This window comes from Amycolatopsis sp. NPDC051061 (assembly GCF_040682935.1).
Classification (GTDB): Bacteria; Actinomycetota; Actinomycetes; order Mycobacteriales; family Pseudonocardiaceae; genus Amycolatopsis.
In genome coordinates this window covers 199,762-225,354 of record NZ_JBFBBZ010000007.1, presented here as the reverse complement: position 1 = coordinate 225,354, position 25,593 = coordinate 199,762, and the positions used below count along the sequence as shown (strand labels likewise).

At 69.0% G+C, this 25,593-nt stretch carries 20 protein-coding genes and 2 pseudogenes; 14 read left to right on the top strand and 8 right to left on the bottom strand.

Features of this window, described 5'->3' with window-relative positions; translation table 11 throughout:
- The first annotated feature begins 42 nt into the window (after window positions 1–42).
- Window positions 43–2,424 (top strand): DUF6185 family protein, encoded by a 2,382-nt coding sequence (locus tag AB0N03_RS12310; RefSeq protein WP_364369468.1) that lies wholly within the window; start codon window positions 43–45, stop codon window positions 2,422–2,424.
- 88 nt (window positions 2,425–2,512) lie between these two features.
- Here the strand turns inward: AB0N03_RS12310 and AB0N03_RS12305 are convergent, their stop codons facing one another.
- From AB0N03_RS12305 to AB0N03_RS12290, 4 genes are all read right to left on the bottom strand, one after another.
- Entirely contained in the window at window positions 2,513–3,292 is a 780-nt protein-coding gene (locus tag AB0N03_RS12305; protein ID WP_364369465.1) for an ABC transporter permease, read from the bottom strand.
- Complete coding sequence (locus tag AB0N03_RS12300) at window positions 3,289–4,203, bottom strand: ATP-binding cassette domain-containing protein (RefSeq protein WP_364369462.1); 915 nt, start codon at window positions 4,201–4,203, stop codon at window positions 3,289–3,291. The genes AB0N03_RS12305 and AB0N03_RS12300 overlap by 4 nt, the downstream gene beginning before the upstream one ends.
- Before the next feature lie 94 nt (window positions 4,204–4,297).
- Window positions 4,298–6,724: an ATP-dependent helicase HrpB gene (hrpB, locus tag AB0N03_RS12295; protein WP_364369459.1), complete on the bottom strand. Its 2,427-nt coding sequence runs from the start codon at window positions 6,722–6,724 to the stop codon at window positions 4,298–4,300.
- On the bottom strand, window positions 6,721–7,551 hold the full coding sequence (locus AB0N03_RS12290) for a glutamate ABC transporter substrate-binding protein (protein WP_364369457.1): 831 nt from the start codon (window positions 7,549–7,551) through the stop codon (window positions 6,721–6,723). Before AB0N03_RS12290 ends, hrpB begins: the two co-directional genes overlap by 4 nt.
- An 88-nt stretch (window positions 7,552–7,639) precedes the next feature.
- Between AB0N03_RS12290 and AB0N03_RS12285 the strand changes: the two genes are divergently transcribed.
- From AB0N03_RS12285 to AB0N03_RS12260, 6 genes are all read left to right on the top strand, one after another.
- The gene (locus tag AB0N03_RS12285; RefSeq protein ID WP_364369656.1) at window positions 7,640–8,158 is read left to right on the top strand and encodes a MauE/DoxX family redox-associated membrane protein; all 519 of its coding nucleotides are present in this window, start codon (window positions 7,640–7,642) and stop codon (window positions 8,156–8,158) included.
- 72 nt (window positions 8,159–8,230) lie between these two features.
- Window positions 8,231–8,974: a thioredoxin domain-containing protein gene (locus AB0N03_RS12280; RefSeq protein ID WP_364369455.1), complete on the top strand. Its 744-nt coding sequence runs from the start codon at window positions 8,231–8,233 to the stop codon at window positions 8,972–8,974.
- Between the two features lie 111 nt (window positions 8,975–9,085).
- The gene (locus AB0N03_RS12275) at window positions 9,086–9,436 is read left to right on the top strand and encodes a hypothetical protein (RefSeq protein WP_364369452.1); all 351 of its coding nucleotides are present in this window, start codon (window positions 9,086–9,088) and stop codon (window positions 9,434–9,436) included.
- Complete coding sequence (locus AB0N03_RS12270) at window positions 9,433–10,563, top strand: C40 family peptidase (protein ID WP_364369449.1); 1,131 nt, start codon at window positions 9,433–9,435, stop codon at window positions 10,561–10,563. The genes AB0N03_RS12275 and AB0N03_RS12270 overlap by 4 nt, the downstream gene beginning before the upstream one ends.
- Window positions 10,564–10,572: 9 nt before the next feature.
- Window positions 10,573–10,953 carry a YbaB/EbfC family DNA-binding protein gene (locus AB0N03_RS12265; RefSeq protein ID WP_364369447.1) on the top strand — a complete coding sequence of 127 codons (381 nt, stop codon included), beginning with the start codon at window positions 10,573–10,575 and terminating at the stop codon, window positions 10,951–10,953.
- A 5-nt stretch (window positions 10,954–10,958) separates the two neighbouring features.
- Window positions 10,959–11,456, top strand: coding sequence for a YbaB/EbfC family nucleoid-associated protein (locus tag AB0N03_RS12260; protein ID WP_364369444.1), 498 nt, complete (start codon window positions 10,959–10,961; stop codon window positions 11,454–11,456).
- On the opposite strand, the pseudogene AB0N03_RS12255 reads toward AB0N03_RS12260, so the two are convergent.
- Window positions 11,453–11,581, bottom strand: a pseudogene (locus AB0N03_RS12255) (DUF664 domain-containing protein); the annotation flags it as partial. The gene AB0N03_RS12260 and the pseudogene AB0N03_RS12255 overlap by 4 nt on opposite strands.
- A 254-nt stretch (window positions 11,582–11,835) precedes the next feature.
- Here AB0N03_RS12255 and AB0N03_RS12250 point away from each other — a divergent pair.
- The 4 genes and pseudogenes from AB0N03_RS12250 to AB0N03_RS12235 all read left to right on the top strand — a co-directional run.
- Window positions 11,836–13,662 (top strand): glycoside hydrolase family 3 N-terminal domain-containing protein, encoded by a 1,827-nt coding sequence (locus tag AB0N03_RS12250; protein ID WP_364369441.1) that lies wholly within the window; start codon window positions 11,836–11,838, stop codon window positions 13,660–13,662.
- A gap of 28 nt (window positions 13,663–13,690) precedes the next feature.
- A complete protein-coding gene (locus AB0N03_RS12245; RefSeq protein WP_364369438.1) occupies window positions 13,691–14,971 on the top strand; it encodes an RICIN domain-containing protein in 1,281 nt (426 codons plus the stop codon).
- Window positions 14,972–15,076: 105 nt separating this feature from the next.
- Window positions 15,077–16,381, top strand: a complete 1,305-nt coding sequence (locus AB0N03_RS12240) for a family 1 glycosylhydrolase (RefSeq protein ID WP_364369435.1) — start codon at window positions 15,077–15,079, stop codon at window positions 16,379–16,381.
- Between the two features lie 70 nt (window positions 16,382–16,451).
- A pseudogene (locus tag AB0N03_RS12235) lies at window positions 16,452–16,964 on the top strand (beta-ketoacyl synthase N-terminal-like domain-containing protein); the annotation flags it as partial.
- A 213-nt stretch (window positions 16,965–17,177) separates the two neighbouring features.
- Here AB0N03_RS12235 and AB0N03_RS12230 read toward each other — a convergent pair.
- From AB0N03_RS12230 to AB0N03_RS12220, 3 genes are all read right to left on the bottom strand, one after another.
- Window positions 17,178–19,661: a DNA topoisomerase (ATP-hydrolyzing) gene (locus AB0N03_RS12230; RefSeq protein WP_364369432.1), complete on the bottom strand. Its 2,484-nt coding sequence runs from the start codon at window positions 19,659–19,661 to the stop codon at window positions 17,178–17,180.
- A gap of 27 nt (window positions 19,662–19,688) precedes the next feature.
- Window positions 19,689–21,740: a DNA topoisomerase IV subunit B gene (locus AB0N03_RS12225; RefSeq protein ID WP_364369429.1), complete on the bottom strand. Its 2,052-nt coding sequence runs from the start codon at window positions 21,738–21,740 to the stop codon at window positions 19,689–19,691.
- Between the two features lie 135 nt (window positions 21,741–21,875).
- Complete coding sequence (locus AB0N03_RS12220) at window positions 21,876–23,201, bottom strand: hypothetical protein (protein ID WP_364369427.1); 1,326 nt, start codon at window positions 23,199–23,201, stop codon at window positions 21,876–21,878.
- 106 nt (window positions 23,202–23,307) lie between these two features.
- Between AB0N03_RS12220 and AB0N03_RS12215 the strand changes: the two genes are divergently transcribed.
- From AB0N03_RS12215 to AB0N03_RS12205, 3 genes are read left to right on the top strand one after another with little or no spacing between them, the layout of a single operon-like run.
- Window positions 23,308–24,408 (top strand): LLM class flavin-dependent oxidoreductase, encoded by a 1,101-nt coding sequence (locus AB0N03_RS12215; RefSeq protein WP_364369424.1) that lies wholly within the window; start codon window positions 23,308–23,310, stop codon window positions 24,406–24,408.
- The gene (locus tag AB0N03_RS12210; RefSeq protein ID WP_364369421.1) at window positions 24,405–24,992 is read left to right on the top strand and encodes a CE1759 family FMN reductase; all 588 of its coding nucleotides are present in this window, start codon (window positions 24,405–24,407) and stop codon (window positions 24,990–24,992) included. Before AB0N03_RS12215 ends, AB0N03_RS12210 begins: the two co-directional genes overlap by 4 nt.
- A gap of 36 nt (window positions 24,993–25,028) precedes the next feature.
- Window positions 25,029–25,463: a VOC family protein gene (locus tag AB0N03_RS12205; protein WP_364369418.1), complete on the top strand. Its 435-nt coding sequence runs from the start codon at window positions 25,029–25,031 to the stop codon at window positions 25,461–25,463.
- Window positions 25,464–25,593 lie beyond the last annotated feature (130 nt).

Below are 25,593 nucleotides of genomic sequence, written 5' to 3'. Positions count from 1 at the left end.
GGCGGTGGTAGTCGTAGGTGCTGCAGCCGTCGGTACGGTCGAATGCTCCAGCGGCACGAGGCAGCCGAATCTTCGGAACCCACGACCAACTGCACCGTCGACGAGTACCCGAGGGCATCGGTGACGGTGCGGGCAGCGGTCGAGGTAGCCGCGGTGGACTATCCGCGGGTGAGTAGCGATGTGGTGATCCGGGTCCCGCAGGCTTGGGGGCGCGCGCCTGATCTTCTCGGTGACCCGGACCATGGCGCCTATCGAGCGGCTCTCCGCTGCCTGCTGGGGGACTACTCGAAGGATTTCTCCGTGTATCGCGACGGTCCGCCGACGGTCATGGTGTCCGGTGGGGAGGTGGTGGTTCACGACCACGTGTGGACCGAACTCGTGAAGCCTGGCCATGGTGCGGTCGGAGCCGTTGACTTGACGGTCGGACCCGGCCGACCGTGGCGGATGGCCGTGGTGTCACGTGGTGGTCTCATTCATTCCGCGTCGTGGACCGTGACCATCGCCGCGCCTCAGGACTGGCTGAATTCCGCTGTCCCGGAACCTTGGCCTCCCCACGCCGCGGAGCCCGGGGAGTTGACCTGGCTCTACGGGGCGACCTCGTCGACTGGCGAAGGTGAAACGTTGGCCGTGGCCGACCTGACTCCCGATGTTCGCGCAGCAGCGGTCGTCTGGGAGGGGTCGATGACCGGTGACTTGCTCCTGCGCGGCACTGGTGCGCTGAATACTGCCGCTTTCCTGGTGGTTGTCCTCATCTTCATCCGGCGCGTTTCGAGGCGGATGCCACGCACGGCCGACCCGCTCGTCGGTCGGGCGTGGTCGGTGACGGTTCCCTTGGTCGTGCTCCAGGTTCTTGGTTTTGGCGTCGAAATCACACGAGTAGTGCTTAATGCGCAAGGTGACCAGGTGCCGGACTGGTCGACTGCTGCCTGGGCGGCCGACATCGCGGTCGGTGTCACGATCCTCGTGATCGCCCGGTGCTTCGGTGTCCGGCGGAAGCCCCAGCTTGCCGCGCTTCGAGTCCTCGCGGTGATCCTTTTGATCGGCTGGCTGCTGGCGGATCTTGTCGCGTTCACGAACACTCAACGAACGGACTATGCACTGATCCTCCGCCTGAGTGAGAGCGCGATGGTATTCGTGGTCACGGTCTTCGCGGTGGCGGCCATGGTCCACGCCATCCGCGCGTTCACGCAATCGGGCGGCGAGCGGCCGAAACGGGTCTGGTGGGTGTGGCCTGTGGCGTCGATCGTGGCCGGGGTACTGCTGGTCGAGCGGGTCTGGACGGCCTTGCGCAACGACTTCCTCCAGCAATGGATGTACGATCCGACGCCGTTGACCGAGACCCTCCGAAACGCTCCTCGCTTCACAATTTGGTCGATGCCCGCCAACTGGCTTTGGGTCTTCGCTCTGATGCCGGCAATCGCCGTGTTTGCGCTCAGCAATGCTTATCTCTGGAGCAAAGAGGACCCCAAACGTCGCCATCTGATGATGATTTCACTTGCTCTGCTCGTGGTAGGTCCTGCGCAGTGGAGCCTTACGATCTACGGGTTCGATCTGCCTCTCTGGTTGCTTGTGGCGACGGCTTTCTGGCTGTTCTGTCGTATAGGTAAACCGATATTGGATCGCGACATGCGATCGGATGGAAAAATTCGCGACTACGTGACGCAGCGGAGTGTTCGGTCTATCCGGATCGAAGCCAATCGATGGTTGACGCAAACGATGGATCCCTCGGATTCCTCATGTCGGACGAACTTGCCCAGAGGGGTGACGCCGGTGGACGTGGTGCTTGCCCTCGGCGCAGGAAACTCGCCGCGCGACAATATGACAATTATGGTCAAGCTCTCGCTTCGCCTGGGGGTCGTGGTGGGCCTGGCGGTGTACCTCTTCCGGGAGATCGCGCGCGTCGATCTCACGGGAGGCCTGCCCGATTCTGTTGTTATAGGATACTTCGTCGATATTTCCTGGGAAGTGATTAAGTGGGTCTTCGCTGCCGCCGTTTTGGGCATCTTTTGGCGATACCTACCCGGCAAGCGCGGCCCGATCAAGGTGCTGCCGTTGGCGTTCGCCTACGTCGTGGGCGCAGTCTGCGTGTTCCTGGCGTCCATTTTCACAGATGGAACTGTCTCGACGGACGGCTTGATCGACGGGGCGGTGTTCGCGATCGTTCTGATCTTTCTGGGGCTGGCCATGGACGTTCGAACGCTGCGGGACCTTCGCATCGCGAGGTATCTGACGTTGAAGGAACGCCTCAAGGTGTACGGCGTGAGCGACCTGCCTTCGGGGATAACTGCGGCATTGGCCCCGGTCTCGGCGGTCATCACGCTCGTATTCACGATTATCGCCGGGCCGCAAAGTGACTCCAAACCCGAAGTGCAGTCCAGATCACCGGACACGGTGCAGAACAAACCGGACGCTGCCATCAGATGACGGTGGATGTGTCGTCACCCGGAGGCGCCAGCCCGAAGCCACCGGGTGAACTGCTCGCCTTCACCCGCTGGCTTTATCTGGTGACGCGTCAGGCGTCGCGGCGGCGCAGAACCGCCGCGCCCGTCACCAGGGCCGCCGCGGCCCACGCCGCGCAGATCAGCAATCCTGCCCACGGTGCGTACGGCGCCGGTGCCATCGTGATCGGGTTCGGCTGGCCGGCCTCGACCATCGCGTTCACCCCCGCGATGCCCGGGAAGTACGACACCAGCTCTGGCAGCCCCAGGGACGCCACGATCAGCGGCAGCGGCACCAGCAGCACGATCACCGTCACCAGCGTCCCGGCCGCGCTGCGCAGCGCCCAGCCGACGCCGGTGCACAGCAGCCCCAGCAACGCGAAGTACCCGGCCATGCCGGACGCCGTCGTGAAGCCGGCTTCGAGGGTCGTCGGCAGGCCGTGGCCGTCCTTCACCGCCCCGGACAGCGCCATGCCCGCGCCGGAAAGCACTGCCCCGTAAGCGAAGAGCACCGGCAGCAGGATCGCCGCCTTCGCGGGCACCACCCGCTCGCGGACCGGCGTCCACAGCAGCGTCGACCGGATGCCGCCCGCGTACTCGCTCGTGACGAACAGCGTCGCGAGCGCGATCACCGCGAACTGCGTCAGGTAGAAGCCGCCGCCGAGTGCGATGGTGTTCGCCGCCTGGGGGTCGTCGTCGAAGCGCTGGGCGATGCCGGACAGGGTGCTGTAGCCCAGCATCAGCGCCGCGCCCGCAATCAGGCACCACCACGTCGCCCGGACCGACCAGAACTTCGTCCACTCCGCCGCCACCGCGCCGGCCAGACCGCCGCCGCGTACCTCTGTCGTGGTCATGCCGACACCCCGTACTCCACCGAAGAAGCGGTCAGTTCCATGTACGCCTGCTCGAGCGACGCGGTCCGTTCGGCGAGCCCGTGCACGCGGATCCCCAGTTCGTGCACCAGGTCGCCGACGCGGGTGACGTCGACGCCGTCCACCACCAGCTCGTCCGGCTCGCCGGGGTGCGTCAGGCCGCCCTCGGCGCGCAGCCGTTCGTCGAGCTTCGAGCGTTCGCCGTCGGCCGGGACGCGCACCGCGACCGTCGTGCGGGAGTTGCCCGCGATGAACTCCGCGACCGGCGCGTCGGCGAGAAGCTTGCCTTTTCCGATCACGATGAGGTGGTCGGCGGTCAGCTGCATCTCGCTCATCAGGTGGCTGGAGACGAACACCGTCCGCCCCTCGGTGGCCAGTGAGCGCATCAGCTGCCGGACCCAGCGGACGCCGTCCGGGTCGAGGCCGTTGACCGGCTCGTCGAACATCAGCGTGCCCGGGTCGCCGAGCAGCGCGCCGGCGATGCCGAGCCGCTGGCCCATGCCGAGCGAGAATTGACCGGCCCGCTTGCCGGCGACGTCCGAAAGCCCGACGGTCGCGAGGACCTCTTCGACGCGGCTGATCGCGATCCCGTTGCTGCGCGCCATGGCCGTGAGGTGCTTCCCGGCGCTGCGGCCCGGGTGCAGCGCCTTCGCGTCGAGCAGCGCGCCGACCTCGCGCAGCGGGTGCCGCAGCTCGGCGTAGCGCCTCCCCCCGACCAGGACCTCGCCCGCCTGCGGGTGGTCGAGCCCGACGGTCATCCGCATGGTCGTCGACTTCCCCGCGCCGTTGGGGCCGAGGAAGCCGGTCACCTGACCCGACGCGACGTCGCAGGTGAGCGCGTCGACGACGGTCTTCTCCCCGTAGCGCTTCGTCAGTTCTCGAAGCGTGATCATGAAATCCTCCCGGTGGTTCGCCTGTACCGGGAGTCTCGGGTTTCGGGGGTGGCGGGGGCATCGGCCGACGGTCGCGGCCGACCCCCGACTTTCGTCAGGTGCGGCGGCGGGCGTGCCGGGTCGGGACGGCGGTCGCCGGATCCTCGGGCCAGGGGTGCTTCGGGTAGCGGCCGCGCAGGTCGGCGCGCACGGACGGGTAGCCGGTGGTCCAGAACGACCCGAGGTCGGCGGTGATCGCCGCCGGGCGGCCGGCGGGGGAGAGCAGGTGCAGGACCACCGGGACGCCGGCGATGGTGGGGGTTTTGGTCCAGCCGAAGGTCTCCTGCAGCTTGACGGCGAGCACCGGCTGGTCGCCGGCGTAGTCGACGCGGATGTGCGAGCCACTGGGGACTTCGAGGCGGTCCGGGGCGAGTTCGTCCAGTTTGGACGCTTCCGGCCACGGCAGGAGGGCTTTCAGTGCGGTGCCCGCGTTGATGGTCGCGAGGTCCGCTTTCCGGCGGGCTCCGGACAGGTCGAGCCATCTGTCCACATCGGACAGTAGGGTGGTGTCGTCCACCGCGGGCCACGGCTCGCCGCGGACGCGGTGCAGGAACGCCATCCGCTCGCGGAGTCTCGTGGCGTCGGCGGACCACTTCAGGAGGCCGAGGCCGTTCTCGCGGAGGCCGATGACCAGGGCGTCGTGGACGTCCGGGTTCTTGAGGGGCTGCTCGGACAGGATGATGGCGCCGAGCTTGCGGACCCGCCGGGCGACGACGTCGCCGTCCCAGGTGACCTCGTCCACTTCGGACACCGGGGCGGCGCGGGTGGCGAGCCGCTCGTCGGCGGCCGCGGCGAGGCGGATGGTGCCGTGCACGCGGCCGGGGTCCCGGGTGGCTTCGGCGATGGCCAGCCATTTGGAGTCCAGGCCGCTGCCGGGTGGCAGTTCGGCCGCGGTGCCGCCGGCCATGAGGTAGACGGGCGCACCCCCGGGCCGCCGCCGGGCGAGCCGCTCGGGGTGCGCGAGCGCGACGACCAGCGCGGAATCGGCTCGCCGAGCTCCAGTGGGTATAGCTTCTACAGCCGCTGCACTTCTTTCAGTCACTGAAGATTTTGCAGCCAGTCCCTCGAGTCGGCGGGCATCCCGCTTCCACCGTCGCGCGGGTTCGTCGCTCGCCGAGCGCAGCCTTCGCAGCTCCGCGTCCACGTCCGTCAGCGTCGCGCCCGCGTCCAGCAGCGCCACCACCTCCGCCGCGTTCCGCGCTCCCACCGCCTCCGCGCCGTCAAGCAACGCCCGCGCCAGCCGCGGGTGCAGCCCGAGCTCCGCCATCCGCCGGCCGCGGGAGGTCACTGCTCCGGAAGCGTCCGTCGCGCCCAGCGTCGCCAACAACGCGCGCCCCGCCGCCAGTGCGCCCTCGCCCGGCGGGTCCCACCAGGCCAAGCCGCTGCCGTCGGGCGTCGACCAGCACGCCAGCTCCAGTGCCAGCCGGGCCAGCTCGGCCGTCCGGATCTCGGGCTCCGGATAGGCCGGGAGCAAAGACTGTTCGTTCTCGGCCCAGCACCGGTACGCCCGCCCGGGCCCCTCGCGACCCGCACGCCCGGACCGCTGCGTGGCCACGGCCGACGACACCCGCACCGTCGCCAGACCGGGCAGGCCCCGCCGGTGATCGACCCGCGGCACCCGCGCCAGCCCCGAGTCCACCACCGCGCGCACGCCCGGCACCGTCAGGCTCGACTCGGCCACCGCCGTCGCCAGCACCACGCGCCGCCGGGCACGCGGCCGCAGCGCGTCGTCCTGGTGCGCCGCCGAAAGCCGCCCGTGCAGCGGCAGAACGTCCACATCGGACAAGGACAACATCCCCGAAGTCCGCGCGATCTCGCCCGCGCCGGGCAGAAACGCGAGCACGTCACCGTCCCCTGAGGACAGCGCCGTCCGCACCGCCCGGGCGACGCAGGCCTCGACCCGCTCACCTCGCGCCGGAGGAACGTACGAGAAGGAAACCGGATAGGTCGGCGCGGTGGCCGTGATCACCGGCGCGTCACCGAGGAGCGTGGCGAGCCGGCCCGCGGCCACCGTCGCCGACGTCGCCAGCAGCCGCAGGTCGTCGCGCAGTCCCGCGCGGACGTCGAGCAGCAACGCCAGCAGCAGGTCCGCGTCCAGGTGGCGCTCGTGGCACTCGTCCAGCAGCACCGTCGACACCCCGGGCAGCTCGGGATCACCCTGCACACGCCGCACCAGCAACCCCGACGTCACGACCTCGATCCGCGTGCGCGACGACACCTTCCGGTCGCCGCGCACGGCATAGCCCACCGTCTCGCCGACCGGTTCACCCAGCAGAGTGGCCATCCGCGCGGCGGCGGCACGAGCGGCCAAGCGCCGCGGCTCGGCGACCACCACCCGGCCATCGGAAGAAGCCAGCGCCAGTGGCACCAGCGTCGTCTTCCCCGTCCCGGGCGGCGCGACGAGGACGGCGGTGCCGTGCGCGTCCAGCGCGGAAAGAACATCGGGCAGGACGGCCCGAACGGGTAGATCGGGCAGCTTCACTTCTCGGTGACCTCGGGTGGGGCGGGCAGCTGGTAACCGGACGGCCCGATGTTCGCGTTGAGCGAGCGCAGCCATTCGCCGGAGGAGATCATCTTGCGGATCGCGTCGTCGACCGCGTTCACGCCCTGGGTGTCGCCCTTGCGCAGGCCGACGCCGTAGCTCTCCTTCGAGAACGGCTTCCCGACGACTTTCAGCAGCTCGGGGTCGCGCGTGACGTAACCCGCGAGGATCACCCCGTCGGTGGTCATCGCGTCGATCTGGCCGGCGAGCAGCGCGGTCACGCAGTCCGGGTAGCGCGGGTACTCGACCAGCTGCACGGCCTGCGCGAACTTGTCCTTCACCTGCTGCGCCGGCGTCGAGCCGGTGACCGAGCACAGCCGGCGCCCGTTGAGCGTCTCCGGCCCGGTGATGTCCGGTGACGTGCGCCGCACCAGCAGGTCCTGCCCGGTGGTGAAGTACGGCCCGGCGAACGACACCTGCTGCTTCCGTTTGTCGGTGATCGAGTAGGTCGCGACGACCAGGTCGACCGCGCCGGAGGTGAGGTCGGTTTCGCGCGTGGCGGACGTCGTCTCGCGCCACGTGATGTCCTTCGCGGCGACCCCCAATTCCGATGCGACGAAAGTAGCGACGTCGACGTCGAACCCGACGAATCTCCCGTCGATCGTGCGCTCGGAAAGCCCCGGCCCGTCGAACCGGATGCCGATGGTCAGGTGATCCGTCGCACTGGCGCGGGTCACCAGCGAGTCGGTCGGCGAGACCTTCGACGGACCGCAGGCCGCCACCGTGACCAGCAGCAACGCCGAACCGAGGAGCGTGCGCCACCGCATTCCGCCGCTCCCTCCACCACCGCCATGCCCTCACGAAGTTCTCAGGTCCTCCCGTTAGCCTAAGTGCGTGGTGCGACCGTCCCAACCCGTGCTGGACGCCGTCGGCACGCTCGCCCGGCTCGGGCTGGCGGCCGTCTGGCTCGTTTCCGGTGCGCTGAAGCTGGCGGATCCGGGGCAGACGTTGATCGCCGTGCAGGCGTACGACGTGCTGCCGGACGCACTCGAAAACGTGGTGGCCGTCGCGCTGCCGCTCGTCGAACTCGTGCTCGGGCTGTTCCTGCTCGCGGGCCTGGCGACCCGGTGGGTGGCCGGCGCCGCGCTGGTGCTGCTGCTCGTGCTCATCGCCGGGATCGCCCAGTCGTGGGCGCGCGGGCTGAGCATCGACTGCGGGTGCTTCGGCGGCGGCGGCCAGGTGGCGGCGGGGCAGACCGAGTACCCGCAGGAAATCCTCCGCGACTCCGGTTTCGCGCTGCTGGCCGTCTGGCTGCTGGCGCGGCCGCGCACGCTGCTGTCGCTCGACGGCTGGCTCGCGCGAGGTCGCGGGAACAGTCGCGGGAACTCCGACGAGCCCGAGCCCGACTACTCGGGTATCGCGGAAGGGAACTGATACACAGTGGGTGGAGCTGAGCGGACCGCTCGGAAGCGTCGTCAGGCCTCGCAGGCTGGGGGAGCGAAGGCGGTGGCCCAGGCCAGGGGCGCATCGACCGACAAGCGGAAGTGGATCATCGGGATCGCCGCCGTGGTCGTCGTGGCCGCGCTCGTGATCGGCGGCGTGATCTGGACGATCTCGGACAAGAACAAGACCGAAGGCCAGGTCATCAACCCCGGCCAGACGACGAGTTCGCTGGCCGGCGACGTCACGCAGAAGCGCGACGGCGTCGTCGTCACCGTCGGCAAGGCGGGCGCGAAGGCCTCGATCGACGTCTACGCCGACTTCCTCTGCCCGATCTGCGGTCAGTTCGAGAAGACCTACAAGACCGACGTCGAGCAGGCGATCAACGACGGCAAGCTGCAGGTGCGCTACCACATGGTGCCGCTGCTCAACGACCGTTCCGACCCGCCCGGCTACTCGCTCGACTCGGCGAACGCGGCGCTCGCCGCGGCCGACGCCGGCAAGTTCCTCCAGTTCCACGACGCGCTGTTCGCGAACCAGCCCGAAGAGGGCAAGCGCGGCTACGACAAGGCGCAGCTGATCAAGCTCGGCAACGACGTCGGCATCACCGACCCGGCGTTCGCGCAGACGATCAACGCCGGTACCTACGACCAGCAGGTCAACGCCGCTTTCCAGCAGATCGAAAACGACCCGAAGCTGGCGCAGGACTTCGGCAACGGGCAGAGCGGCTTCGGCACGCCGACGGTCACGGCGAACGGCGCGATCGTCAACTGGCAGGACCCGGGCTGGCTCGCGAAGGTCACCGGCTGAGTCCGGGCAATTCGCCCACTCGGGTACGGACCGTGGTCTAGGCTGACTTCCGCAGCAGGGGAACCGGAGGTGGCGCGCGCACGTCGCACCTTCCGGTGACAGGGAGGGCCAGTGGACGGTTCGCATCAGGGGTTTCACGTCGACGACGGCGCGTACGCGCGGTACGCCCGCGAGGTCGACCCGCTCGGTGACGACGTCAAGGGCGCGGCCGACAACCACGTCGGCCCGCACGTGACGCTCGGGGGCCACGGCTTCTCCGAGATGGGCGGCGAGTCCGGCTTCTCCGGCGCCTACAGCGGCCGGATGCGTGCCCTGCAGGAGCGGATGCACCGCGTCGGCGGCGGCTGGCGGCAGGTCGGCGACGCGGCCCGCCAGACCGACCGCAACTACGCGGCGGTCGAGGGCGAGCACGGCGACGTCATCCGGCGGCTCGGCGGCGACCTCGGGCAGGACCGCGCGTGACCGAGCACCACACCGACCAGCTGGTCCGGCACAGCCTGGACACCACCAACCAGTTCGCCGACAAGCTGCGCCACGACCCGGCCGCCATCGGCGGCGCGCGGGACGCGCACGTCGCGCTGCAGACGTCGGTGGGACGCACCCGCGACACCGCGGCCGACCAGCGCGTCAACCTGACCTCCGCCAGTTCCGGCTCGACGACCGACCGCGCCACCGCGACGTCGCAGAGCCTGGAGAAGGAGGTCCAGGACCTCCTCGACGAAAGCGCCGAGATCGAGCAGGCCGTCGCCGAGGCGGCCGAGACGCTGAACCTGGGCGAGATCAAGAACGACCAGGTCCGCGACCAGATCATCAAGGAGATCTCGGCGTCGATGAAGGCGCTGGCGGCGGTGAAGTCCATCCAGCCGCCGGAGAGCCGCGCCGCCGCGTCGCGCGACATCCTGATGAAGCTGCAGACGAAGATCAGCCGGCTCACCGGCCAGGCCGCGACCTTCAGCGAACAGACGATCAACCAGCTCACCGACATCGGGACGCGGCTGGGCGGCGGCGAACAGTCGACGTCCACGAGCAGCGCGTCCCCGACGAAGGTGGCCTCGTCCTTCAACAGCAACTCCGGCTACTCGGGCGGCTCCGATGGCGGGGGCGGCGGCGGTGGGGGAGGCGGCGGTGGCGGGGGCGGCGGCGCCGTGCACAAGCCGCGGCTGCCGGTCGCGATCCCGCCGCAGCCCGGCTCCGGCGTCGCGATCAACCTGCCCGGCGGCAAGCAGGTCATGGCACCCAACGAGACCGCGGCGAAGGCCGTGCGCGCGGCGTTGTCGCAGCTCGGCGTGCCGTACGTCTGGGGTGGGACCGCGCGCGGCCAGGGGCTGGACTGCAGCGGCCTGACCATGACGTCGTACCAGGACGCGGGGCTGCAGCTGCCGCGGACGGCGAAGATGCAGACGGTCGGGGCCGAGGTGCCCTCGATCGACCAGCTGCTGCCCGGCGACCTCGTCGTCTGGTCCGGGCACGTGGCGATGGTGATCGGCGACGGCCAGATGGTCGAGGCCGGCGACCCGGTGCAGATCAGCAAGATCCGCACCACGAACGCGGGACAGTCGTTCATCGGCTTCTACCGTCCGACGGGGTGACTTCGCATCGTGGCTGACTTCGACATCGACCTGGCTTCTTCGCGGATCGCGGAGCAGGCGGACCGCGCGGGTGCCGAGGCTGAGGCGCGCTTCGACCGCTCGGGCCCGGCGGTGGGCAAGGCGTCGTCCCCGGACAGCACGATCGAGGTCCAGGTGGCGCCCGGCGGGTTGCTGACCGGGCTCACCATCCACCGGTCGGCGCTGCGGCACGGGTCGTCGGTCATCGCCGATCAGATCCTCGAGCTGGCCCAGCGCGCGACCCGCCGCGCGGGCGACAAGATGTACCACGCGCTGGCGCCGGTGGTGGACGCGTCGCAGCTGGAAGTCCTGGGTTATGAGGCGATCCCGGACGACGACCCGGACGCCGACACCTACTCGTACGGAAGGTGAGCGCGATGCCCACGACGCGTGAGCTAATTTCCCAGGCCCGGGCGCGCGAAGAGGCGATGGCCCGGGTCGACGAGCTCCTGGCGTCGGCGTCCGGCACGGCCCACGACCTCGACGGCCAGGTCGAGGCGACGGTCGACGGCCGCGGCAAGCTGCTGGGGCTGTGGCTGGCGCCCTCGGCGGTGAACCTGGGCGAAAGCCTGGGGCCGCTGGTGGTGGAGATCGCCCAGGCGGCCATGCGCGAGGCGACCCAGGACGGCTACAACAAGGTCGCTTTGCTGCTGGGCGAAGACATGACGGCCATGATCGAGCAGATGACGGGCATGCCGGCGCCCGCGCGAGCCGAGGACGACGACCCGGGGATGACGGTCGAGGAGTTCCAGCGGCTGCGCGCGGAGCGGCTCGGTTCGGCGCCGGCGGAATCACCCGAGCCGGTGACGAGTGCCGAGGACGAAGACGCGTACTGGGACTCGTTCGACCCGGCTTCCTTGCGCTCGGACCGCTAGTTCGGCTGGGCGGTCGAGTTCGCGCCGTCCAGGGACTCCCGGATGATGTCCGCGTGGCCCGCGTGCTGGGCCGTCTCGTGGATCAGGTGCAGCACGATCCGCCTCACCGACCAGAACCGGGGCTCCGGCGGTGACCACGGCGTCCGAAATGTTCCGGACGGGCCTCAGCAAGCGCTTACGTACTTCCGCCAGCAGGGTCAGCAGGTCTTCGTGTTCGCGAGTCATGAGAACGACCGTAGAAGCAAATTAGGTCAGAACCTGACCGCACTCGGCAATCCCGCTGAGCGGAAACCGAGTTCGGTCAGAGGTCTGGACCACGCCGAAAGCCTGTGTCTTAATTCAAGGCGTGAATTTCGGTCTCTCGACGAGGAGGACCCGGATGGGTCTCGCACGCAGACTGGGCATCGGCGCGCTGGCACTGGGGCTGCTCGTGGCGTCGGAAACGCCGGCTCTCGCCGGAAACGGCCCGGCGTACAAGGATTCCCGGCGACCGGTCAAGGTCCGGGTGGCCGACCTGATGTCCCGGATGACGCTCGACGACAAGCTCGGCCAGATGATGCAGGCCGAACGTCTGGGGGTCAAAAGCCCGGCCGACGTCACCACCGGCCGGCTCGGCTCGCTGCTCTCCGGCGGCAGCTCGCAGCCGACGCCGAACACGCCCGTCACCTGGGCCGACATGTACGACGGCTTCCAGAAAGCCGCTCTCGCCACGCCGCTGGGCATTCCGCTGATCTACGGCGTCGACGCGGTCCACGGCCACAACGGCCTCTACGGCGCCACCGTCTTCCCGCACAACATCGGCCTCGGCGCGACGCGCGACCCGCGGCTGGTCGAGAAGATCGGCCGCGCCACCGCGGAAGAGGTCTCCGGTACCGGCATCGACTGGGACTTCGCACCCTGCCTGTGCGTCGCCCGCAACGACCGCTGGGGCCGCACCTACGAGTCCTTCGGCGAGGTCCCGCAGCTGGCCACCGAGATGACGTCGATCATCACCGGCCTGCAAGGGAAAGAGCTGGACCGGCCGGGCTCGGTCATGGCCACGGCCAAGCACTACGTCGGCGACGGTGGCACCACCGGCGGCGTCAACGAGGGCAACACCGAGATCAGCGAGCAGGAGCTGCGCCAGATCCACCTGCCGCCGTTCAAGGCCGCCGTCCAGCGCGGCGTCGGCTCGGTGATGATCTCCTACAGCAGCTGGAACAGCGTGAAGCTGCACGCGAACTCGTACCTGGTCAACGACGTCCTCAAGAAGGAACTCGGCTTCAAGGGCATCGTCGTCTCGGACTACAACGGCGTCGACAAGATCAACGGCAAGACCGGCTTCACCCCCGAAGAAGTCGAAGCCTCGATCAACGCGGGCATCGACATGGTGATGGTGCCCTACGACTGGCAGAAGTTCATCGACACGCTGCGCACGCTGGTGCAAGAAGGCCGCGTGCCGATGTCGCGGATCGACGACGCCAACAAGCGCATCCTGACGAAGAAGTTCGAGCTCGGCCTCTTCGAGCACCCGCTGACGGACCGCCGGTTCCTGAACACGATCGGCAGCGAGCAACACCGCGATCTGGCGCGCCAGGCCGTGCGGGAGTCGCAAGTGCTGCTGAAGAACGACAACCACGTGCTGCCGCTCTCCAAGCGCGAAAAGATCTTCGTGGCCGGCAAGAGCGCGGACGACATCGGCAACCAGTCCGGCGGCTGGACGGTCGGCTGGCAGGGCACCAGCGGGCCGGTCATCCCCGGCACCACGATCCTGCAGGGCATCAAGAGCACGTCGTCGAAGGTGACCTACGCCAAGGACGGCGACGGGATCGACAAGAGCTACGACGTCGCCGTCGCCGTCGTGGGGGAGACACCGTACGCGGAAGGCAAGGGCGACCGTCCACAAGGGATGGGACTCGACGCCGCCGACCTCGCCACGCTGCAGAAGCTGAAGGACTCCGGCGTGCCGACGGTGGTCGTGCTCGTGTCCGGGCGGCCGCTCGACATCACCGCGCAGCTGCCGGACTGGGCCGGGCTGGTCGAATCGTGGCTGCCGGGCAGTGAAGGGAAGGGCGTCGCCGACGTGCTCTTCGGCGACTACAACCCGACCGGCAAGCTGCCGGTGACCTGGATGCGCAGCGCCGACCAGCAGCCGATCAACGTCGGCGACGGCAAGCCCGCGCTGTTCCCCTTCGGCTACGGCCTGCACTACTCGCGCCACTGGTGATTCCCATCCCCCACCGGAAGGAACACGCATGTCGTCAAGAGCCCGCCGCCCCCTGATCCGGATATTGGCCTTCTTCGCCGCGTGCCTGGGTCTCACCCTGGGCGCCCCGGCCGTGCAGGCCGCGACGCCGTTCAAGGTGCTCGCGTTCTACAGCGGCACCTACGACGCCGCGCACATCAGCTTCGAGAAGGAGGCCAACGTCTGGTTCCCGCAGCAGGCGGGCGCCAACGGCTTCACCTACGCCTCGACGACCAACTGGAACCAGCTGACCACGATCACGCCGAGCCAGTACCAGGTCGTGCTGTTCCTCGACGACCAGCCGCAGTCGCAGGCGCAGTTCCAGGGCTTCCAGCGGTACATGCAGGCCGGCGGCGCGTTCTACGGCTTCCACGTCACCGCGTACAACGACAACACCACGCCGTCGTACGCCAACTGGTTCCACAACGACTTCCTCGGCACCGGGCGGTTCACGTCGAACACGTGGGGCCCGACGCCGGAGACGCTGAAGATCGAGAACCGCACGCACCCGTCGACGGTGAACCTGCCGGCGACCATCAAGTCCTCGACGTCCGAGTGGTACGCCTGGCAGAACGACCTGCGCCAGAACTCGAACATCACGATCCTGGCGTCGATGGACCAGTCCACGTTCCCGATCGGCACCGACCCGAGCCAGACCTGGAACAGCGGGTACTACCCGATCTCGTGGACGAACAAGAACTACAAGATGATCTACTCGAACTTCGGCCACAACGCGATGAACTACGAGACGAACACCGCGCTGTCGTCGACGTTCGAGAGCGCCGACCAGAACCGGTTCCTGCTCGACGGCCTGAAGTGGCTCGGCGGCGGCGGCACGACGACCCCGCCGCCGGACGGCACGATCGACCCGTCGGCCTGGTACGCCGTGGCGAACAAGGCGTCCGGCAAGTGCGTCGACGCGAAGGCCGCGGGCAGCGCCAACGGCACCGTGATCCAGCAGTACGCCTGCAACGGCACCACAGCGCAGCAGTACCAATTCGCCCCGACCAGCGGCGGCTTCGACCGGATCGACAACCGGACGAACCCCGCCCAGGTCATCGACGTCGCGAACGTGGCGACGACGGACAACGCCGGCCTGCAGCTGTGGGCCTACGGCGGCGGGAACAACCAGCAGTGGCAGCCGGTGTCGGAGGGCGGCGGGTACTACCACTTCGTCGCCCGCCACAGCGGCAAGTGCCTGACCGTGCCGGGAGCGTCCACCGCGGACGGCGTCCAGCTGGTCCAGTCGACCTGTGACGGCAGCGCCGCTCAGTCGTTCAAGGTCGCCTAGGGAAGCTCGTGAAGGGCACCCTCATGGCTCTTGTGGCCATGAGGGTGCCCTTCGCGGCTTTTCGGCGCTAACATGAAGCACTTTCACGATCTGTCGGAGGGTGCGATGCGGCGCAGCGTGGTTCTCGTGGTCCTGACGCTCATCGCGGGTCTTCTCGCGGGCGCGTCCCCGGCAGTGGCCACGACACCGTTCTTCTGGGGTGTCGCCACCTCGGGCTACCAAGCCGAGGGCTCGGCGCCCGACAGCAACTGGCGCCGCTACGAGCAGGCGAAGACGTCGTCCATCAAGGAGCCCTACCTCCAGTCCGTCGACTTCCGGCACCACTACGCCGAGGACATCGACCGCGCGAAGCAGCTCGGCGTGAACGTGTTCCGCTTCAGCGTCGAGTGGGCCCGGATCGAACCGCGGCCCGGCCAGCTCGATCAGGCCGAGCTGGCGTACTACGACGACGTCGTGCGGCACGTCGTCGACGCCGGGATGCGGCCGATGATCACCCTCGACCACTGGGTCTACCCCGGCTGGGTCGCCGACCAGGGCGGCTGGGACAGCGATCGCACGGTCGACGCCTGGCTCGCGAACGCCCGCCGCGTCGTCGAGCGCTACCGCGGTCTCGGCGCGATCTGGATCACGATCAACGAGCCGACCGTCTACCTGCAGAACGAGACCGCCAACGGCGGGCTCGCCGGGTGGAAGCTGCCGTGGGCGCAGGCGCGGCTGGTCAAGGTGCACCGCGCGGCGTACGACCTGATCCACTCTTTGGACCCCGGTGCGCTCGTGTCCAGCAACACGGCCTACATCCCGGCGGCGCAGGGCATCCTCGACGCGTCGTTCCTCGACCAGGTGCGCGACAAGCTCGACTTCGCCGGCCTCGACTACTACTACGGCGCGAGCCTCGACAACCTCAGCGCGATCCACGCGGCGAGCGGCGAGTTCTGGAAGGTGACGCCGCAGCCGGACGGCATCTACTACGCGCTGCGGTACTACGCGCGGAAGTTCCCGGGCCTGCCGCTGTACGTCGTCGAGAACGGGATGCCGACCGACAACGGCAACGCGCGTCCCGACGGTTACACGCGCTCGGATCACCTGCGTGACCACATCTACTGGGTGCAGCGCGCCAAGGCCGACGGCATGAACGTCATCGGCTACAACTACTGGAGCCTCACGGACAACTACGAGTGGGGCAGTTACCAGCCGCGGTTCGGACTGTACACAGTGGACGCCCGCTCGGACGCCACGCTGACGCGCCGGCCGACCGACGCCGTCGCGGCGTACCGGCAGCTGATCGCGGGCCACGGCGTCCCGGCCGGCTACACGCCGGTGCGGCCGCCGGGGTTCTGCTCGGTCGTCGACGGTCTCGGCAGCTGCCTCGACCCGGCTCGGTACCCCGGCCCGGTGGCTCCGCTGGGCTGATTTCGCGCCGCTGACCTGCGGATCTGTTGTTCGAGCTTGATAAATACATGCCGGTCTGTATGTTTTTTGCATGACGAACAAGGTATACGTCGTCGGCGTCGGGATGACGAAGTTCGAGAAGCCCGGACGGCGCGAGAACTGGGACTACCCCCAGATGGCGCGCGAGTCCGGGACCAAGGCGCTCGAAGACGCCGGCCTCGGTTACGACGCCGTCCGGCAGGCGTACGTCGGGTACGTCTACGGCGAGTCGACGTCCGGGCAGCGCGCCGTCTACGAGCTGGGGATGACCGGGATCCCGGTGGTCAACGTCAACAACAACTGCTCGACGGGGTCGACCGCGCTGTACCTGGCCGCGGAGGCGATCCGCGGCGGGCGTGCGGACTGCGTGCTGGCGCTGGGCTTCGAGAAGATGAAGCCGGGTTCGCTCGGGTCGACGTTCGACGACCGCGAGCAGCCGATGGGCAACCACCTGCAGGCGCTCACCGAGATCTCCGAGGTGCGGTTCCCGCCCGCGCCGTGGATGTTCGGCGCCGCCGGCCGCGAGCACATGAAGCAGTACGGCACGACCGCCGAGCACTTCGCGAAGATCGGCGAGAAGAACCACCGGCACTCGGTGAACAACCCGTACGCGCAGTTCCAGGACGTCTACACGCTCGACGACATCCTGGCGTCGAGGATGATCTACGATCCGCTGACCAAGCAGGCGCGTGGACGATCGACGACATCGCGGCGAGGCTGCCGTAGCCGGGTCGTGAGTGTTCAGGACGATTTTAACCGCTCTGAACACTCACGACCGTCAGTCGCGCTCGATGAGGTGGCCCACCACGTCCGGGCCCGGGTGCGCGTGGCCAGAGCCGTCGCGGCGGACGTCGATCTCCGGGAGCTCCACCGGGTCCCCGTTGCGGGCCGCACCCGCCGGGCGCGGACCGATCCATGCCACTCGCAGCGCCGTTTCGCCCTTCAAGAACCGCTGAGCCCGGACCCCGCCCGTCGCGCGGCCCTTTGCCGGATACTCGCTGAACGGCGTGACCTTGACGCTGGCGCCCGTCGACGTGATCACCAGCGGCTCGCCGTGCTCGTCGTCGTCCGTGCGGACCGCTCCGAAGAACACCGCCGACCCCGCTCCTACGTTCATGCCCGCCATGCCGCCGCCCTTGAGGCCCTGCGGGCGGACCAGCGAGGCCGCGTACTTCAGCAGGGCCGCCTCCGACGACACGAACGCCAGCGTCTCCGAGCCGTCCTTCAGCCACGTCGCGCCGACGACCTCGTCGCCGTCCTTCAGCGAGATCACTTCGAACTCGTCCGAACGCACCGGCCATTCCGGCGAGCAGATCTTCACCACCCCGGCCTTCGTGCCCAGCGCCAGGCCCGGCGAACCCGCCGCCTGCTCTCCCAGTGGCGCGATCCCGACGACCGTCTCGCCCTTCTCCAGCGGCACCAGCTCGCGCGCCGCCATGCCGCCGCGCAGGGACACCGTGCCCGCCTGCTCCGGCAGCACCGGCAACGGCAGGACGTCCGTCTTGAACGCCCGGCCGCGACTGGTCACCAGCAGGATCTGGCCGCGCGCGGTTGTGTGGACCACAGCCGACACCGCGTCGTGCTTCACGCGGCCGTTGCGCCGACGCGTCTCCGTCGACTCCTCGGACTCCGCCGCGGTGCGTGCCACCAGCCCGGTCGCCGAGAGGATGACCTGGCACGGGTCGTCCGTGACCTCCAGCGGACCGGACGGCTTCGACGCGGCCAGGACCTCCTTGAGGTCGCCGTCGATCAGCGACGTGCGACGCTCGGTCGGGAAGTCCTTCGCGATCTTCGCCAGCTCCGACGACACGAGCTTCTTCAGCACCGACTCGTCGTCGAGGATCTTGGACAGCTCCGCGATCTCCTCGCGCAGCCGCTCCTGCTCCGACTCCAGCTCGAGCCGGTCGTACTTGGTCAACCGGCGCAGCGGGGTGTCGAGGATGTACGTCGCCTGGATCTCCGACAGCTTGAAGCGCGTCATCAAGCCGTCCTTCGCGGCCGCCGCGTTCTCGCTCTCGCGGATGAGCTTGATCACCTTGTCGATGTTCAGCAGGGCGATCAGCAGGCCGTCGACCAGGTGCAGACGCTCTTCGCGCTTGCGGCGCCGGTACTTGGTCCGCCGCGTGACGACCTCGTAGCGGTGCCGGAGGAAGACCTCCAGCAGCTCCTTCAGCCCGAGGGTCTGCGGCTGGCCGTCGACGAGGACCAGGTTGTTGATGCCGAACGACTGCTCCAGCGGCGTGAGCCGATACAGATCGGCCAGCAGCGCCTGCGGGTTGACGCCGACCTTGCACTCGATGACCAGCCGCGTGCCGTTCTCGCGGTCGGTGAGGTCCTTGACGTCGGCGATGCCGGTGAGCCGCTTGGACTTGTTGACCTCGTCGGTGATCTTCTCGATCACCTTCTCCGGGCCGACGCCGTAGGGCAGTTCGGTGACGGTGATCGCCTGCCGCCCGCGGCTGCCTTCGAGGGGCCCGGTCTCGCAGTTCGCGCGCATCCGGACCACGCCGCGGCCGGTCTCGTACGCGCGGCGCACCTCGTCCAGGCCGAGCAGGCTGCCGCCGGTGGGCAGGTCGGGGCCGGGGACGAACTCCATCAGCTTGTCGAGCGTCGCGGTGGGGTGCGTGATCAGCCACCGCGCCGCCGCGACGACCTCGCCGAGGTTGTGCGGGATCATGTTGGTCGCCATTCCGACCGCGATCCCGGACGTGCCGTTGACCAGCAGGTTCGGGAACGCCGCGGGCAGCACGGTCGGCTCTTCGAGCGAACCGTCGTAGTTCGGCCGGAAGTCGACGGTGTCCTCGCCGAGCTCGCCGACCAGCTGCATCGCCTCGGGCGACATGCGCGCTTCGGTGTACCGCGAGGCGGCCGGGCCGTCGTCGGGCGAGCCGAAGTTGCCGTGGCCGTCGATCAGCGGCACGTTCAGCGAGAAGTCCTGCGCCAGCCGCACCATCGCGTCGTAGATCGCGACGTCGCCGTGCGGGTGGTACTTGCCCATGACGTCGCCGACCACGCGCGACGACTTCACGTACGCGTGCGTCGGGCGGTAGCCGTTCTCGTTCATCGAGTACAGGATCCGGCGGTGCACCGGCTTCAACCCGTCGCGCGCGTCCGGCAGGGCGCGTGAGTGGATGACCGAATACGCGTACTCCAGGTACGAGTCCTCGATCTCCGTCTTCAGCGAGTTGTCGAAGACGTTCGCGCCGGCGCGGTCGAACGCGCTGGGATCGACCTTGGTGGTGGTGCCCTTGCGGCGTGCCACGGCAGAACTCCTTGGTAGCTACGAAAATTAAGCGTCGATGGCGTCGCGGTCGATCCGGTCCGAGGAGGCGACCAGCCAGTTCCGCCGGGGCTCGACTTTCTCGCCCATCAGCAGTTCCAGCGCGCTCTCGGCGGCTTCGGCGTCGTCCATGGTGATCCGGCGGACCGAGCGGCTGGCCGGGTTCATCGTGGTGTCCCAGAGCTCGTCGGCGTCCATCTCGCCGAGACCCTTGAACCGCGGCACCGGGGTGACGATGCTCTTGCCCGCCCGCTCCAGCTCGGCGAACTTCGACTCCATCTCCTGCTGGGTGAAGGTGAAGTGCGTCTCCGGGTTGCGGCCCTTCGTGACGAGCTTGTGCAACGGCGGCATCGCCGCGTACAGCCGGCCGTCCTCGATCACCGGACGCATGTACTTCGCGAACAGCGTGATCAGCAGTGTGCGGATGTGCGAGCCGTCGACGTCCGCGTCGGCCATCAGGATGACGCGGCCGTAGCGCATGGTCGTCAGGTCGAACGTGCGGCCGGTGCCCGCGCCCAGGACCTGCACGATCGACGCGATTTCGGCGTTCTTCAGCGTGTCGCCCAGGGACGCCTTCTGCACGTTCAGGATCTTGCCCCGCAGCGGCAGCAGCGCCTGGTACTCCGACACGCGCGCCATGCGGGCCGACCCCAGCGCGCTGTCACCCTCGACGAGGAACAGCTCGCTGCGGGAGACGCCGGTGGTGCGGCAGTCGACCAGCTTCGGCGGCATCGCCGCGCCCTCGAGGGCGGTCTTGCGCCGGGCGGCGTCCTTCTGCTGCTTCTGGGTGAGCCGGACGCGGGAGGCGTCGACCACCTTCTGCAGCACGACCTTCGCCTCGGACTTCGTCTTGCGGTCCTCGGTCCAGGCCTTGACGTGCTTGTCGACGATGCCCTGGATGACGCGGGTGATGCCGGCGGTGGACAGCTCGTCCTTCGTCTGCGACGTGAACTGCGGCTCCGGCAGCCGGACGTGCACGACGGCAGTCATGCCCTCGAGGACGTCCTCGATCGTCGGCATGTCCTCCTTGGGCTTGAGCAGCCCGCGGGTCTTGGAGATCGCGTCCTGCAGCGCCTTCGCCATCGCGCGGTCGAAGCCGCGGCGGTGCGTGCCGCCGTGGACGTTGCGGATCGTGTTGGTGAAGCACTCCACCGTGCGCTCGTAGCCGGTGCCCCAGCGCAGCGCCACCTCGATCTCGGCGTGACGCTCCACATTGGACTGCATGACGCCCGCCGCGTCGGCCGCGTTCTCCTTGTACATGCCCACGCCGGTGATCAGCAGCGTGCCGCAGACCGGCTTTTCGCCCGACGGGGTCAGGAAGTCGACCATGTCGACGAGGCCGTGCGGGAAGTGGAAGGTTTCCTCGTTGATGGTGTCTTCGATGGCCGTGCGCAGCACGTATGTGACACCCGGGACGAGGAACGCGGTGTTGCGCAGCTTCGCCCGCACGCCCTCGACGTCCAGCGCCGCGCCGGACTCGAAGTAGCGCGAGTCGTACCAGTAGCGGATCGACGTGCCGGAGCGCTCGCCGCGCTTCATCTTGCCGGTGAGGTTCAGCCCGGACCGGCGGGTGAACTTCGCCTTCGCGCCGGGCGCGTCGAACGTGCCGGGGATGCCGTGCTTGAACGACATCTGGTGGACCTTGCCGTCCTGCTTCACCGTGACGTCGAAGCGGTGCGACAGCGCGTTGACCGCCGAGGCGCCGACGCCGTGCAGGCCGCCGGAGGTCTTGTAGCCGGAGCCGCCGAACTTGCCACCGGCGTGCAGCCGCGTCAGCACCAGCTCGACGCCGGACAAACCGGACTTGGCGTGGGTGCCGGTGGGGATGCCGCGGCCGTCGTCGTCCACCTGGACGCTGCCGTCGGCGTGCAGCGTGACGACGATCTTCGTCGCGTAACCGGCGACACCTTCGTCCGTCGAGTTGTCCACCACCTCGGAGAAGAGGTGGTTGATGCCCCGGCTGTCGGTGGAGCCGATGTACATCCCGGGGCGTTTGCGGACGGCTTCGAGACCCTCGAGGTGGGTGAGGTCGTCGGCCCCGTACAAGGTCTCGGCAGTCACAGGGTCGTTCTCCCGGATCGTGGCTCGCGAAAGTACTGGTGGTGGTGCGGACTCGGCCTGCACCGTACTGCAGGATATCCGCCACCCCCGACAACTTCCGCGCGCTCCCTGCTCCGGAGTGGCGCGGGCCGCCCGCTACTTGGGGTCGTAGCCCAGGTCGGGCCACAGGCCGAGCAGGGCTTCGATCTTCCGCGGGACCTGGAAGCTGTTCCGGAAGTTCGGCTTCTCGCCGATGGCCACGAGGGCCTTCCGCAGTTCGCCGAACGCCGGTTTGGCCGACGACTCGCGCGTCAGCACGTAGCAGTACGTGCGGCGCGGGTAGGCGAACTCGTCGGTGTGGGCCTGCAGCACGAGGCCGGGGGGCGCGATCTGGGACCCGACCAGGGCGCGGCCCTGCTTCTGGCTGTAGACGCGGATCACGTGCACGCCCGGGCGGAGCGTGCGCGGCGGGTCCTGGCCCTGGCCGTCGTCGGCCCAGAACAGCTCGACGCGGAACGGCTGTTCGCCGTTTTCGCCGGGGTGGGTGTATTCGCGCGTCAGCTCTTCGAGCCGGTACTCGGCCTCGGCCGACGGCTCGCCGCCCTCGACGAGGCTGACGAGGTACAGCTCGGCCGGGCGCGGCCAGGAGGGCCGGGGGACGTCCGCCGGTGTCTCGGTCGTGTCCGGCGTGTCGCCGGTGTCCGGCTCGTTCACGACGGCCGGTGCCGCAACCGGTTCCGGTTCCGGTTCCGGTGCCGGCGGCTCGGCCGGGGGTGCCGGCGCGACCTCGGCGGCCGGGGCGGGCTCCGCGGGTCGCACCGGGGACGGCGGCGGGGTGGCGGGCCGCACCGGGGAGGGGGGCGGCGTCGGGGTGGCGGGCCGGACGGGCGTCGCCGGGCGGCTCGTGACCACGGGCCGGGCGGGCGCCGCGGCGCGGCTGGGCGTGGGGGTGCGCGGCGAGGTGACCAGCTTGCCGGCGCCGTACTGCTCCAGGAGCGGCTCCAGATCACTCGCCGTCAGCGAGGGGCCGGCCAGGTCGCACCACTCGAGCCAGGCCTCCTGGGCCTCCTCGACGGTGTGCTTCTCGTGGGAGACCGTCACCGCCTCGAACAGCTGTCGCGGGCCCGCGGCGGTGACGTCGGCCGAGCCGACGACCACGAACGACGGGTCGTCCTCGGCGATCACCAGCTTCGCGTTCAGCCCGCGCAGCGAGTGCACGATCACGCCCGCCTTCACCCAGTGCAAGAGGGCGTGCGGACTCGTCGCGCCGGACAGCACAGTGTCCAGGCTCGCGTCCGTGATCACCGTGTCGCCGGGTTCCAGAGGCAGCAGCGCGGCCGCGCCGGGACCGACGTGGCCGAAGGCGGCCACCAGGTTCCGGCGGGGCGCGAGCAGGGGGGTGATCGATCCCCAGATGTCGCGGCCCGTGAGAAGTCGTACCGAACGTTCTGCCAGACCCAGCCGACCGAGCTCCGCGTCCATGTCCTTGACCTTACTGGGTACCCCCGACGGCTTCGACGGCCGGAATATCTCTTGCTTGGAAGTAGTTGAACACGCATGTAAGATGGGGTCGCGAAGGGAGCAGGTCATGCAGTTCGGAATCTTCACGGTGGGCGACGTCACGGCCGATCCCACGAACGGCACCACGCCGACGGAGCACGAGCGGATCAAGGCGATGGTCAGGATCGCGCTCAAGGCCGAAGAGGTCGGGCTCGACGTCTTCGCGACCGGCGAGCACCACAACCCGCCGTTCGTGCCGTCGTCGCCCACGACGATGCTGGGGCACATCGCGGCGCAGACGTCCAAGATCGTTTTGTCGACATCGACGACGCTCATCACGACGAACGACCCGGTGAAGATCGCCGAGGACTTCGCGATGCTGCAGCACCTGGCCGACGGCCGCGTCGACCTCATGATGGGCCGCGGCAACACCGGCCCGGTCTACCCGTGGTTCGGCGAGGACATCCGCCAGGGCATCCCGCTGGCCATCGAGAAGTACGCGCTGCTGCGCCGGCTGTGGCGCGAGGACGTCGTCGACTGGTCCGGCAAGTTCCGCACGCCGCTGCAGGGCTTCACGTCGACACCGCGGCCTCTGGACGACGTCCCGCCGTTCGTGTGGCACGGGTCGATCCGCAGCCCGGAGATCGCCGAGCAGGCGGCGTTCTACGGAGACGGCTTCTTCGCCAACCACATCTTCTGGCCGACCACGCACTTCCAGCAGCTGATTGCGTTCTACCGACAGCGCTTCGAGCACTACGGACACGGGTCGGCGGATCAGGCGATCGTCGGCCTCGGCGGGCAGGCGTTCATCCGGCCCAAGTCCCAGGACGCGTGGAACGAGTTCCGGCCGTACTTCGACAACGCGCCGGTGTACGGCCACGGGCCGTCGCTGGAGGAGTTCACCGACCAGACGCCGTTGACCGTGGGGAGCCCGCAGGAGGTCATCGAGAAGACGCTGACGTTCCGCGAGCACTTCGGCGACTACCAGCGCCAGCTCTTTTTGATGGACCACGCGGGCCTGCCGTTGAAGACGGTGCTGGAGCAGCTGGACCTGCTGGGTTCGGAGGTGATTCCGGTGCTGCGCAAGGAGCTGGACTCGCTGCGTCCGGCCCATGTCCCGGACGCGCCGACGCACGCTTCGCTGGTCGCTGCTGCCTCGGCTTCGGCTTCGGCGGGGGTGTCGGCATGAAGCTCGCGGTGGTGACGGCGGGGCTGTCGGTCCCGTCGTCGACCCGGCTGCTGGCGGACCGCCTGGCCGCGGCCACGGTCGCGGCGGCGGCGTCGCCGGTGTCGGTTTCGGTGGTCGAGCTGCGGGACATCGCGCTGGACGTGACGAAGAACCTGCTGACGGGGTTTCCGAGCCCGGCGTTGCGCGCGGCGATCGCCACGGTGGTCGACGCGGACGCGCTGATCGTGGTGACGCCGGTGTTCACGGCCGGGTACAGCGGTTTGTTCAAGTCGTTCTTCGACGTGCTGGACGCGGACTCGGTGGCGGGCAAGCCGGTGCTGCTGGCGGCTACGGGCGGGACCGAGCGCCACTCGCTGGTGCTGGACTACCAGCTGCGGCCGCTGTTCGGGTATCTGAAGGCGGATCCGGTCGCGACCGGGGTGTATGCGGCTTCGTCGGATTGGGGCAGCGGAGAGGGTGCGCTGCAGCGGCGGATCGAGAAGGCGGGAGCGGAGCTGGCCACCCTCGCCGCCGGACGGCCCGCGGTGGCCGCCGAGCCGGACTTCGTGCCGTTCGACCAGCTGCTGGCGGGCGCGGGGGAGTGAGAACGGCTTGGCCCGCCGCGGCACTATGGTGGGTTGATGGCGTCGGTCAAGCAGGTCCAAATCACGTTCGACTGTGCGGAACCCGAGCGGGTGGCTCGTTTTTGGTGCGAAGTGCTGGGTTACGTGGTGCCACCGCCCCCGGAGGGCTTCGCGACCTGGGCCGATTTCGACGCTTCGCTGCCACCCGAGCGCCAGGGCGCGGCGTTCGCCTGCGGTGATCCCACGGGAGTGGGTCCGCGGCTGTTCTTCCAGCGGGTTCCGGAAGGCAAGGTCGTGAAGAACCGGGTGCACCTCGATGTGCGGGTGGGCACCGGGTTGGTGGGCGACGAGCGGCTCGGGAGGCTCGAGGCGGAGTGTGCGCGGCTGGTCGGGCTGGGGGCGGTGCAGGTGCAAGTGTTGCGTGCTGATGGGTACAACGAGTCCTGCATCGTGATGCAGGATGTCGAGGGGAATGAGTTCTGCATCGACTGAGGCCGGCCTGTTCAGTCCGCCTTGTGGCTCCTGCGGTCGAGCTTGCGTAGTGGCCTGGCTGCGTGATGGGGCGGATCTGAGTGTGGGCCTCGAGTTGCCGATGGGAGTCTGGGGCGGCGATCCGCTGACA